This window comes from Bacteroidota bacterium, from assembly GCA_030706565.1.
GTDB lineage: Bacteria > Bacteroidota > Bacteroidia > Bacteroidales > JAUZOH01 > JAUZOH01.
In genome coordinates this window covers 1-13,626 of record JAUZOH010000072.1, presented here as the reverse complement: position 1 = coordinate 13,626, position 13,626 = coordinate 1, and the positions used below count along the sequence as shown (strand labels likewise).

The following is a 13,626-nucleotide window of genomic DNA, read 5'->3' as shown; positions in this document are numbered from 1 at the left end:
TTTGTAGGAGGAGGCACCATATATTTCAGCGTACAACAGTATAAAAACAAAGTTCAGGAACTTATCCACGAAAAAATACAATCGGTTAATTCTGAATTACTTCCTAATATAGGAGGAGAAAACAAACTTACAGCAGACTGGTATTCAAATCAATATGATAATTTGAATGAGTTACTTTCCAAATTATCCAATGTATTTTATACAGATATTAATCTTTACGATACCCAGGGAAATTTGCTGGCAACTTCACGTCCTGAGATATTTGAAAAGGGGTTGATTGGTACAAAAATAAATGCTGCCGCATACCAGCAGCTTATTGAGAAGAAAAAAGCCGAATTTGTCCATAATGAAAATATCGGGAAACTGCAATACCTTTCTGCTTATGTCCCATTTATGAATAAAGGGAATAAGGTTCTGGGTTATTTGAATCTGCCCTACTTTACTCAACAAGATGCGTTGAGCAGGGAAATTTCAAGCCTGATTGTAACCATTGCGAATATTTATGTATTGTTGCTCTTACTATCGACGTCTTTAGCCGTTTTCGTATCCAATAAGATTACATTCCCATTAAGGATCATCCAGAACAAACTCGGGCAGGTTGACCTGGCCAAGAAAAATGAACCGATTGTCTACAACCAGAAAGACGAAATCGGCAGTCTGGTAAAAGAATATAACCACATGCTGGAAGAATTGAGGAATAGTGCAGAGATACTGGCCAAATCGGAACGGGAGTCGGCCTGGAGGGAAATGGCCAAGCAGGTGGCTCATGAAATAAATAATCCTCTTACCCCGATGAAACTTAGTGTCCAGCATTTACAACGTGCCTGGAAAGATGGGATTCCCAATTGGGATGAACAGCTTCAACGTTTTTCAAAAACACTTATTGAACAAATAGATACGCTTTCCTCAATTGCTACTGAGTTTTCAAACTTTGCCAAAATGCCTCAATCAAATTATGAAACCTTTGATCTGATCCCCAAAATAAAAACCTGTGTAAGTCTTTTTGAAAACACAGAAAATGTTATATTTGAAGTAAATACGCATGAAAATAAAGATGCGATGATTTATGCAGACCAGGAACAAATTTCCAGGGTCTTCAATAATTTGATAAAAAATGCTATCCAGGCTTTCCCGACTAATTTTAAAGGAACAATAAAAATAGACCTAAGTAAAAACCAGGAAAAAGTTATTGTTAAAGTACAGGACAATGGGAAAGGAATACCCAAAGAAGTAGGGGAAAAGATGTTTCAACCCAATTTCACCACCAAATCGAGTGGAATGGGCCTGGGATTAGCTATTGTAAAAAATACGATTGAAAATGTTCAGGGTAAAATTGACTATGAAACCCAACAAGGTATAGGAACCACATTCATTATTGTACTGCCTTTGATTGCATCGTAATTCTCCTTTTTTCAGGATAAGGTGAATAAGAAAACAGTTGAAATTGATAATTGACAAAACCAAAGTGAGGATTGAATTTATTCATTTTTAATAACTTATTGTATGAAGAATTACCCATTTCCGGTGAAAGTAACTTTTTATTTACTTTCTTTGATCTTATTTCTTTATTCAATCATTGTAGCCAAACGTTTCCTTTCTCCCATTATCTTAGGGATGCTCTTTGCCTATATGCTGTTTCCCCTGTCCAATTTTCTGGAAAAGAATCATTTCCCAAGAATCATTGCCATCTTAATTAGTATATTCCTCCTGATCAATTTACTATTCTGGGTAGGCCTCCTGATTTATAAACGGATGGAACACTTCGCCAATACTTTCCCTTTATTTAAAGCTCAGGCACTTAAAAATATTGATGATATAGAAGCCCTGCTGGCTGAAAAATTCAATATTTCAGAATTCCATCTGATTGAATTTATCCGTGCACAAATTAAAGGACTATTCGCCTCAGGAAATACGTTCATGACAAGACTAATTTCCGCAGCTTCCAGCACCCTGTTCACTATAGGAATTTTACCGGTGTATATTTTCCTGTTCTTATATTACAGGACAAAATTGGCTAACTTTTTCCTTAAGCTTATTCCCAGCCACAAAAAAAGGATTGCAATAAAAATACTTAAGGAAATATCAATGGTAGCAACTCATTATATGGGAGGTATTTCTATCGTGGTGGCCATCATTTGTATGATGAACACCACAGGGCTTTATTTACTGGGCATAAAGTATCCGTTTATGCTGGGAGCACTGGCGGCTTGTTTTACTTTCATCCCTTATTTCGGGACCTTAATTGGTTCCCTGATTCCGATCAGCTTTACATTACTTACAAGCACACCGATAGATGCTTTCAGGGTATTACTCCTTTTCATTTTCAATCATTTCATCGAAAACAATCTGCTTACCCCCAATATAGTCGGATCTAATTTGGAATTAAGCCCCCTGGTCATCATCATCGGGATTATTGCAGGAGGCATGGTCTGGGGGATAACCGGCATGTTCGCTATTGTCCCGATTATGGCCATGCTGAGTATCATCTGTAAATATCAAAAAAACCTGCAACCCTATTATTTTCTATTGGGTGTCACCGGAACCCGCCGGCATGCACTGACTATTGAAAACATCAAAAATTTCTGGAACAAGGTAAAAAGTAAATTTTTCTCTAACTCTAAACAGTAGCTTTTTTAAAAAAATCTTACTTTTTATTTGTTTATTTTTCTAAATTCATATATTTGTTAATGTTGTTTATTATGTGGCTTTTTCAACCTAAATTTTTTTATTTTGAAAAACCTTAGGTATTTAATTATACTATTTTTAACATTAACCATTCACAGTTCCCATTTAAAGGCCCAAGTCCCCATTTCAGATATTATCAATATTTATACTGAAGTCACAGCCTTAGGTACAGATAATCAGGATGTGACTGTTACCGACATTTCCGGTTTTCACGTGCGGGATACAGTTCTTCTGGTTCAGATGAAAGGGGTTGGAATACCTGATCTTAATAATCCAGTGGCCGACAATACCCTTACCGTTGGAAAATACGAGTTCCTGCTGGTGCGTTCTGTCAATATACCTGAAAAAAAGATTTCCTTTACCGAATCCTTTCAAACTTATGATCCTGATGAACCTGTCCAATTGATCAGGGTTCCAGGTTATCAGTCGGCAAAAATTACCGGGAAACTCACCTGCCGGCCATGGAATGGAAAGACTGGAGGAATCCTCTCATTTGTAGCCAAAGATTCAGTATTGTTCAACAACAATATCGATGTAAGTGCAAAAGGATTCAGGGGTGCCTCGCCGGGTACCGACCTGTTTAACCATTCCTGTTACCATCAAAGCGATAATCTGTCTTATATTACCGAAAATTCCACGGACAGTGCAGGAAGAAAAGGAGAAGGGATTATTTCCGTTCATTTCCCCTATACCAAAGGAACAGGTAAGGTTGAAAACGGCGGGGGCGGCGGCGGTGGAAAATTTTCAGGCGGCGGCGGTGGCGGCGGTGCCAGCATACATTCCGGTGGAATTGGAGGCATTCAAACTTCCGAATGTATTATTTCAAATGACACCGTTAGCGGTGGAATTGGAGGAAAAATAACAAACTATATTTTTGATAAAAAGGACAGGCTTTTATTGGGAGGCGGAGGAGGAACCGGCACCCAGAATTCACAGGATACCGCAACGCGCGGAGGAAACGGAGGCGGGGCTGTAATCATTCTTACCCAGAAAATAATCGGAAACAATGATACCATTTGCAGCAATGGTGAAAATGCCAAAGGGATTGCCACCGCTGGCGCCGGTGGTGGCGGCGGCGGTGGGATGGTCACAATAGATGCTGTATCCTTTTCAAAAGATATCAATATAGAATGTAAAGGAGGAAACGGAGGAAATACGAATAATACCTATTATCAAACAGGACCTGGCGGAGGCGGAGGCGGAGGCTCATTCAACTTCTCAGGCAGTACACTTCCCGGCAATATAAAACTAAAGCTTACAGGCGGGAATGCAGGCACCAATTTAAAAAGTACGGTTACTTATCACGCTACCAACGGGAATCCTGCCATTTTAAGCGAGGGTATATATTCCGTCATACTTCCCATAAATGGATTTCTTTTTAATACCATTGCTTCGCCACAAACCATATGTTACCAGCAAATACCGGATACCCTGAACGGTTCCCAACCCAGGGGAGGAACCGGGGAATATACCTACAGCTGGCAAAAGAGAACAAAAAGCACCACCTGGACAGAGGCCCCGGGTATAAATAATCAGATGAATTATGCCCCTCCGGCACTGACCGATTCAACCTATTTCATGCGCATAGTTACCTCAGGATCAGTAGTTGATACAAGTACAGAAATAGAAATAAATGTTATTCCTGAAATTAAAAACAATCTGATCACAGCCGACCAAACAATTTGTCAGGGCCAACAGCCCAAAAATCTGAACGGCAGTACGGCAAATGGAGGATATGGTACCCTGGCCTACCAATGGGAATCAAAGACATTGAAACAAACAACCTGGAATACACCGGATGGCGGAACTAATATCAATTATGCTCCCACAGTTCTGAATGACACAACCCTGTACCGGAGAACAGTTATCTCCACAATCAATTCGAAACTGAACTGCATTGATTTAAGCGATACCGTAAAGATGAATGTTTTACACCTGATATCCGGAAATAATCTTACTCCAGACCAGACTATCTGTTTTAATCAAAAAGCCGATACATTAAAAGGCAAAGAAGTCTTGCAGGGGGGGACGGGACTTTACAAATATAATTGGCAACAAAGCAGTGACGCTTCAAACTGGATTCCTTCCACCGGGAATAATTCCGTTGATTATTATGCCGGAGCAGAACTTTACAATACCCTAAAATACCGGAGGATAGTCTATTCGGGCAACGACTCCTGTTGTAAAGACACCAGTAAATTGGTTACGGTTACTGTTTTACCAAAGATTACCAACAATCAGATAAGTGGGAACGACTTAATCTGTGAGGGGCACATCCCGATAATTTCAACCGGTTCATTACCTTCGGGGGGTTCAGGGATATACCAATATAGCTGGTTCAGGAGTTATGATGCAAACCACTGGCAACCGGCCTATAGCCCAAATTATCTGCAGAATTTTCAGTCGGATACCCTTCATTCTACTTCCTATTTCAAAAGAGTGGCCGTTTCAGGGCTAAACCAGGTTTGCAGGGACACCAGTACTTCAATCAAGGTACAGGTTTTACCCGCTTTGGTAAATACATTGGTTTCGCACGATTCAATAATATGTTTTGGGGGATTGCCCAAACTTATTGCAGGTAAAGTGGCAACGGGAGGTGATAATTCAAATTACACGTACAATTGGCAAACCAGTAAAGATCAAAAAACATGGACTACTACAGGTGTTAATCAGCCGTCATTTCAGCCGTCAACTCTTTCGGATTCCAGATATTTCAGAAGAACTGTAACTTCGTCGGTATGTACAGACAGCAGTGCTCAAATTAAAATTGCCGTCCTGCCTGCTATTCAGAACAATATTCTGCCCAATGACCATAATATTTGTTATAACACAAGTGATACATTAAAAAGCTCAACACCGACTTATGGGAATGAAGGCCAATATGCCTATTCCTGGCAACAGAGCCCGGATGCATACCAGTGGAGCGAAACCGGACAAAATACCAGGGATTTTTATTCCGTACCTCTTACATCAGTTACTTTTTACCGGCGTATAGTCAAATCGGGATTGAACGATTGCTGCCAGGATATCAGCCAGAAAGTCACTGTTGGCATAAATCCCCTGCCCACAGGTTCCATATCAACATTGGATGATACCATTTGCAAAGGTGAATCAAGAACCTTAAATTTCAACCTTTCGGGCAACAATCCTTTCACTTTGACTTATTCCGACGGCACATCCAGTTATCATGAAACGGGTATTACAAATGGCAATCCCTGGGCTAAGGTTGTGCAACCGGTTTTGAGTTCCACTTATACCATCACCTCCCTGCGTGATAAATATGGTTGTTCAGCTACCGACAAACAGGGTATGGCCAAAATTAAAGTTTACGAAGTGCCCAAAGCAAATGCCGGAATCACAGCCGACACCTGCGGGCCGGTTTATAAACTTAAAGCCATTCCAAGCGTAGGGACAGGAACATGGTCAACGCCCTACGATGTAGTCTTTACCGATAAACATGATCCAAACACAAGGGTTGAGGTTAATAAATATGGCATTCCAACCTTTACCTGGACCGAAATAAACGGGATATGCAAAGATTCCGACAAGGTGACGGTATCCTTTTACGAACAACCTCATCAGGCAATGGCCGGTAATGATACTGTCCTGCATTACAGGTTTGAAACCAACATGAAGGCATTGACTCCCAATGCGGGCACAGGGACATGGACAAAAGTATCAGGATCCGGCACTATTAATGACTTAAACAGCCCGACTTCATTAATTAGTGACTTGAAATTCGGGGAAAGCAAATTTTTATGGACCGTTGTCAATGGCTCGTGTAGTGTTACTTCCGATACGATTACCTTAACCATAAAAGATATCAAAAGCCCTAAAGGTTTTTCTCCCAACAATGACGGGAAAAATGATAAATTTGTAATACTGGGTTTGGACAATTCAAAATCCAATGAACTTACAGTATTTAACCGATCGGGAGTAGAAATCTTTAAAGCTGATAATTATCAGAACGATTGGGATGGGACCGATCATTGGGGGAAACCTGTTCCGGAGGATACTTATTATTATGTCCTGAAAGTTGATGAGAAATTTTCATATAGCGGATATGTTGTTATCAAGCGCTAAAACGTAAATAACTGTGAAAAAATTAGCAGGATGCATATTGATTTTTTGCCTGTTTGGCCTGAGGGGATTCTCTCAGGTTATGCCGGTATATAGTCAATATATGCTCAACGGGCTGGCAATTAATCCTGCCTTTTCAGGGAGCAGCGAAGCACTGAGCACCAGCCTGATCTATCGCAAACAATGGATAGGAATAGACGGGGCTCCGGAAAGTGAAACATTTAGCGCTCATTCTCCATTAAAAAATGATAAGATTGCTTTAGGACTGCTGATTTTTAACGAAAAATATGGCGTCACCAATAATTCAAGCCTTTATGGAAATTATGCTTTCCGCATAAAAATGGGTAAAGGGAAACTGGCTCTGGGTATAAAAGCGGGGGTTGACCTCTATCACACCAATTGGAATGAAGTGGATGCCAATGAAGGAGGGGATTTGGTTTTTACGCAGGCCCCCACTCGCTATGTTTTGCCAAACGTTGGAACAGGCACTTATTACCAGGATAGTAAATTTTACTTTGGACTTTCCATCCCAACACTGCTCAGCTACAGGACAAAAGATTATGGAAAAGGTTTTGAAGCATACCATGATTTTTCAAATTATATGCTGATGCTCACTTCGGGTTATCTGATTGGATCCGGACAGGATTTCAAAATCAGGCCTTCCTTGTTGATGCGCTACTACCATAAAAAAGCACAGATCGATCTGAATAATACTTTTCTTTTATGCAGGGATCATCTCTGGCTGGGATTTTCATACAGAATTAACGAAGCGATGGTTGCTCTGGTTCAGGCCAAACTGAGCGATCAGCTTACATTGGGCTATTCTTACGATTATACTTTGGGGAACATCAATAAATTCAACAACGGTTCTCATGAAATTATGTTGCGGTATGAATTTGGTTATAAGATAAATGCCATCAATCCAAAATTTTTAAGCGAAAAATGAAGAATTTATACCTTGTCCTATTCCTGATTTTATTCCTTCCCTCTCTAACCAGTCTCTTTGGACAAGAACATTATGCAATAGAAAAACTTCCCTTTAATACCAGGGAATATTCTGAATATGCTCCGGTTTTTTACAGGAATGGCATAGCTTTCTGTTCGAACCGCAAAAATGAAGTTTTTGTTGTCCATTCAGGCAAAAATGATCATCTGCCCCTTACCAATATTTTTACGGCAGCAAGGGTAAAAAACCAAAAATGGAATTCGGTCATTCCTTTTTCAGATAACCTCTCTGGTTCATTCAACATAGGCCCTTTTACTTTTAGCAGGGATAATAAATTCTATTTCACAAGAAATATCCCTTCGAAGAATTCCTCAACACCTGATAGAAATGGAATCATCACGGCTACACATAGCGGTAGTAAAATTTTAAATGTTAGTCTATTCAAATACAACCAGTCAGGCTATAATTTGGGACATCCCTGTTTAAGTGAAGACGGGAAAAAACTGTTTTTTGTTTCAGACATGCCCGGAGGTTATGGGGGATTGGACATCTATTACTGTACCCTTGAGAAGGGCCAGTGGAGTAAACCTAAGAATCTGGGCAAGAGAATAAATACAGCCGGAAACGAACTCTTTCCTTTTTACCACAGCAGCGGAAGATTGTATTTTTCTTCAAACGGCCGAAAAGGAATGGGCGGTTATGATATCTACTATTCACAGCAAGACAGCGGGGAATGGAAAGAACCTGTTCCTCTTGAGGCTCCCATTAATTCTGCTTTCAACGATTACTCCTTTATCATTGACCGCAATTTTGAAACCGGCTATTTTGCATCAGACCGGGATAAATCAGACGATATTTATTCGTTTATCGTCACTTTCCCTCAGTTTGATACCTGCGACAGCATCAAAAAATGCAATTACTGTTATGTCTTTTACGAAGCAGGTTCAATCAATATAGACACGACTACCCTCCGGTATGTATGGGATTTGGGTGACGGGACAAAGGTGAAAGGATTGGAGGCAGAACACTGTTTTAAAGGGGTTGGCGACTACCAGGTTCAGTTAAATGTTGTAGATACCTTAACCGGAAAAATATTCCTGAATGAAGCCTCTTATTCCTTTAAGGTCGAAGATCCTGAACAGGCCTATATCATCAGCAGTGATAGTTGTCTGGTTAATAATCCTGTTACCTTCACAGGAACCGACAAATATTTGAAAGATTTTAATGCAATTCAATATTTCTGGGACTATGGAGATGGAGATGCAGCAAAGGGCCCGGTTGTTCAACATGTTTATAAGGGACCAGGTGACTATAAATTAAAACTGGGCATTATCGGACAAGCGCCCAGTACCGGAGAAACAAAAAAAACCTGTGTGTTTAAAAAGATTGTGGTTCTAAAAAATAAATAACAGCGGGTTTTTAAAAATCATGAACCTGTTTTTTATTATAAAAGACATGTTTTTAATTTATTTTTAGTAAATAGCAGATCTTGGTTAGCAAAATAAATTTCCCTGCAATGAAAAAAATTTTTTTTCTTTTAATACTTAATTTTTCTGTTTTTCAGATTTTTGCCCAATCAGTGCCCGCACCTGAAGAAAATATTCCTTATCTGATTACTTTTGGGCCGAAAGCAGCTACCTCCTGGGGTGATGATGATTTCTCACAAACATTCTTTTTTATCATCCCAAAAAAGTTTAACAAACCCATTTATATCCGGGTTTATGATCCGGATACCGGAGGGAGCCTGGATGAGTTAAATGGATCCTTTGATACCCAGATGATGTATTCTGTCTACGGAGGGAGAGGATGCTATACCAACAAAGATGCCCAGGGAACAGAACCCAGGGGAAATTATAAAAGCGGGAACCTTTTGGCATCAAAGGTTTTTGGTGCAAATCCCCAATATGACAAAAAATGGTACACCTTCGGCCCATTTAATCCCACCGAAGGAGAGTATTATGAAAAATATGGAGGATATATCTTTAAAGTGATTTGTGATGGACTTTCGGGTGATGACGGCAATATGTACCGTTATTTTCTTAGTACCAGTCCAAAAGAAAACAAACCTGTTGAAGGAGCCAATGCTTTTTCCTTTGAATATACCTTCAGAATGTGGGATGATCCTAAACAGGTTTCTCACATCTATCCTTATGTGGACGAAAGGGCAGTGACCATGGAAATATCCAATTTTGACTGGGATGATGACGGTTATATCCGGATTGTTTCGGTTGCCCGTAAAGGACAAATGTGCCATACATCAGGACAGGATAACTGGGCATCTACCAAAATCAAGGTATTAGCTGAAGAAAAAAATACTTCCCTGGATTTACAATTAATTAAAAGGTTCAATCCTGTTGTAAAAAACAATAATGTTGTGGTCAACATTAAAAACCAATTTGGAGAATATATGCCATTCTACGTAAGTCCTATAGGGGGCATACCCAAATACCGTTATAATATCAGGGTCAGACCAAAATAATTTTTACTATTCAATAATTTGAAACAAATTCGTATGAAACGGTTTTTGTTTTTAGAATTATTTACTCTTTTTTTCGCAGTTTTTTCCAATGCTCAAACTTTTAAGTTTAAACATTATGGTATTGAAGAAGGTCTTTGCCATAATTTCATTTATTCATTAAACCAGGATAAAAACGGCTATTTGTGGATAGGCACCGGTGACGGACTTTGCAGATATGACGGAATTAATTTCGTCAGTAAATTCAGAAAAGAAGCAATCCCCACGAATATTGTCAATAAAATATTCAAGGATAAATCGGGGGACCTTTGGTTTGGATACGATGATGGAACCATCACCTTTTTCAACGGTGTACATTTCACCATAATCAACCCCAAAGAACAAAACAGCAGTGTAATAAATGATGTTTGCGAAGACGAAGATGAGAATCTTTACTTTGCCACACAAAACAGTGGAATTGTGCGGGTTACGCCCAACCATAAATTCCAGAAAATCAACAGCGGACTTACGAATCAGCTGATCTACAGCCTGATTTATTTGGGTAACCGCCAGTTTTTGATGGGTACTCAAAATGGTCTTTATTTTTCAACTTTGAATCAAAAAGAAGGGAAAGCAACCTTCTCCCTTCAGGCGATTTCTCAGATCCCTTTTACCAAAATACAATGTATCGTACAAAAGAAGCATTCCAATACCTTTTGGATAGGCACCGAAGATGCCGGTATTTTCCAGTTAAACAGGACAGGAAATAATTTCAACGCTTTTAACCTGGGAACCTCTTTTGGATTGATGTTCGAAAATATTCAGAATATTTTTCAGGACAATGGGAATAATCTCTGGCTCAGCACTTTCGATAAAGGCGTTTTTAAAATAAATTATTCCCCGCAGGCTAAAACTTTTTCAGGCATCACCCATTTTGATGGGAAAAATGGGTTGAGCAGCGAGGCAATAAAACAGGTATTTCAGGACAGGGAAGGGAATATCTGGATTGGTACGTATGGCAACGGCATGGAACGTATGATCGATGAGGTCTTTACTGCTTATCATTTCGACAAGACGCCACTCGGGAAAAATATCCTTTCTATAACCTGCCATAAATCTACAATATGGGTTGGTGGAGAAAAGGTAATTATGAAAGCTGAAGAAGGATTCAACAAGAAAGCTGTATTTTATACTACTTCAAACGGCTTGCCTGCAGACAATATCACGGCCTTATATGAAGATGGCCGGGGTACATTGTGGATAGGAACAGAAAACAACGGCCTTTATTCAATGAATGAGAAAGGGAACCGGATTAAAAAAGTCCAGGAAACAGGAAATTCTCTTGAAAACTCCATAAATCATATTTCCGGGAAAGGAGAAATGGTTTGGGTTTCAACAAAAGGAGGATTGTTTGTTTTCAACCTCAAAAACAATCACCGGGATCATTACGGCACCCTGGAAAGGCTGCCCCACAATGATATTAAACAGGTTTTTAATGATTCCCAAAATGACCTCTGGTTGGCAACAAAATCAAACTGTTTCTTTTCCTTACAGGCAAACTCCCGTTACAACCCCAAAGCAATGGGTGAGTTTGAAATGCAGGCCATAACCGAAGATTCCAGGCATAATTTATGGGCAGCCACTTATGGTGACGGCCTGATTGAACTTTCGCCAAAGAAATTTACCCTTTTAAACACCGAGCAAGGCCTTAAATCGGATTATTGCTACTGTATTATTTTTGACGGGAAGCAAAATATACTTACCGGCCATCGCATGGGAATCAGCAAAGTAAACATCTTTAGCCATCAGGTAAAAACATACGGAATGGATGCGGGGATTGTGGGTGATTGCAATTACAACGCAGTAGCCAAAAGCCAAAGCGGATCTATTTATTTTGGTACTACCAACGGAGTGGTGAGGTATAATCCGGATATGGATAAAAAGAACAATATAGCTCCTATTCCTAATATTACTGGAGTTACAGTTTCCGATAAACCCTGCGATTTTACTGAAAAAGTCGTACTTCCTTACGGCATTTACAAGTTGAGGATAGATTATGTAGGCATAAACTTTAAATCTCCTGAACTGGTTAAATACCGGTACAAACTGGAAGGATATGACTTGAACTGGTCGGAAATGACTTCTTCGAGATATGCCTTATTTAGCCGGATTGAAGATGGCAGGTACACTTTCCTTTTAAAAGCTTATAACAGTGATGGCATCTGCAGCCAGCAACCCTTAAGGTTAACCCTTATTATCAAACCTCCCTTCTGGAAAACCTGGTGGTTTATTTGCCTGGCCCTTGTCTTTTTGGTAACCCTGGTATATTCCATTATAAAAGCCAGAGAGCGTAAACAAAAACAAATTCAGGAATACCTGAAGAAATTATTGGACGAACGCACCCGTGAAGTGGTGGAACAAAAAGAAGTCATAGAACTTAAAAACCGTGATATTACTGACAGCATCAATTATGCCCAACGGATTCAGGCCTGCATTCTGCCTTCCGTGTCCAAACTGGAAGATAATTTTTCAGGTTCCTTTGTTTACTATAAACCACGGGATATTGTAAGTGGGGATTTTTACTGGTTCGATAAAATCGATACCGACCGGTTCATTATTGTTTGTGCTGATTCCACAGGTCATGGCGTTCCCGGGGCTTTCATGTCGATGATTGGCACTACGTTAATCAAAGATATTTGTTTAAGAAAAAATGTTACGGCGCCTTCCGATATACTATACCGGCTGGATACCGAACTGAAATCTACCCTTAATCAAAATATTGATGCCGAAAAATCCAATGATGGGATGGATATCATCGTCTGCGAAATAAACACCTCAAATTATCACGTGCGCATTGCATCAGCCATGCGGCCTGTCATCATTTTCAAAGAAGGGCAGGAATTATATTCCAAAGGAAGCCGTACTTCAGTCGGCGGTGATTATGTGAGGGAAGAAGAAAAGAATTTCAAGGAAGATGAATTTGACCTTAACAAAGGCGATCTGATCTATATGTTTTCAGATGGTTATCCTGATCAATTTGGCGGACCTATGGGCAAGAAGTTCAAAATGGTAAGGCTCAAGAACCTCTTTAAAGAAATTTATCAGTTGCCCATGGACGAACAATTTGAGCAGGTTAAAAGCACGTTCGAAAACTGGAAAGAAGACTATGACCAGATCGATGACGTGTTGGTAATGGGGATCAAACTATAGTCCGTAATACTGGACATATTGGATATAACCCAATAAACTCAACATGGACAAGGTTAGAAGTTCACCCCAAAAAACCGCACGTATCTGCATAAAATAATGCGCCAATAAGAAAGTCATTGGAATTGCCAGGACCAGAAACAAATCGTAGGAAGCTGAAGGAGAAAAGAAACCGATCAAAATGGTAATGACAAAAATCCAGAGGAACAAAATATAGGAATTACGGACAAGTATTTTCTTCCTTTGAAAAACC

The 13,626-nt window shown here is 39.7% G+C and carries 8 protein-coding genes; 7 read left to right on the top strand and 1 reads right to left on the bottom strand.

Annotated features, from left to right (window positions below):
- The 7 genes from Q8907_05765 to Q8907_05735 all read left to right on the top strand — a co-directional run.
- The coding region (locus Q8907_05765) for a HAMP domain-containing sensor histidine kinase (protein ID MDP4273773.1) at positions 1 to 1,401 on the top strand (1,401 nt) is incomplete at its 5' end.
- Between the two features lie 102 nt (positions 1,402 to 1,503).
- On the top strand, positions 1,504 to 2,628 hold the full coding sequence (locus tag Q8907_05760; protein ID MDP4273772.1) for an AI-2E family transporter: 1,125 nt from the start codon (positions 1,504 to 1,506) through the stop codon (positions 2,626 to 2,628).
- Positions 2,629 to 2,730: 102 nt separating this feature from the next.
- On the top strand, positions 2,731 to 6,768 hold the full coding sequence (locus Q8907_05755; GenBank protein ID MDP4273771.1) for a gliding motility-associated C-terminal domain-containing protein: 4,038 nt from the start codon (positions 2,731 to 2,733) through the stop codon (positions 6,766 to 6,768).
- A gap of 13 nt (positions 6,769 to 6,781) precedes the next feature.
- A complete protein-coding gene (locus Q8907_05750) occupies positions 6,782 to 7,711 on the top strand; it encodes a type IX secretion system membrane protein PorP/SprF (GenBank protein MDP4273770.1) in 930 nt (309 codons plus the stop codon).
- Positions 7,708 to 9,120: a PKD domain-containing protein gene (locus Q8907_05745; protein MDP4273769.1), complete on the top strand. Its 1,413-nt coding sequence runs from the start codon at positions 7,708 to 7,710 to the stop codon at positions 9,118 to 9,120. Before Q8907_05750 ends, Q8907_05745 begins: the two co-directional genes overlap by 4 nt.
- 107 nt (positions 9,121 to 9,227) lie before the next feature.
- Positions 9,228 to 10,190 carry a hypothetical protein gene (locus tag Q8907_05740; protein MDP4273768.1) on the top strand — a complete coding sequence of 321 codons (963 nt, stop codon included), beginning with the start codon at positions 9,228 to 9,230 and terminating at the stop codon, positions 10,188 to 10,190.
- Between the two features lie 33 nt (positions 10,191 to 10,223).
- Positions 10,224 to 13,376 carry a two-component regulator propeller domain-containing protein gene (locus Q8907_05735; GenBank protein ID MDP4273767.1) on the top strand — a complete coding sequence of 1,051 codons (3,153 nt, stop codon included), beginning with the start codon at positions 10,224 to 10,226 and terminating at the stop codon, positions 13,374 to 13,376.
- Here Q8907_05735 and Q8907_05730 read toward each other — a convergent pair.
- Positions 13,371 to 13,626: hypothetical protein (locus Q8907_05730; protein MDP4273766.1), on the bottom strand; the 256-nt coding region annotated here is incomplete at its 5' end. The two genes, Q8907_05735 and Q8907_05730, sit on opposite strands and share 6 nt — an antisense overlap.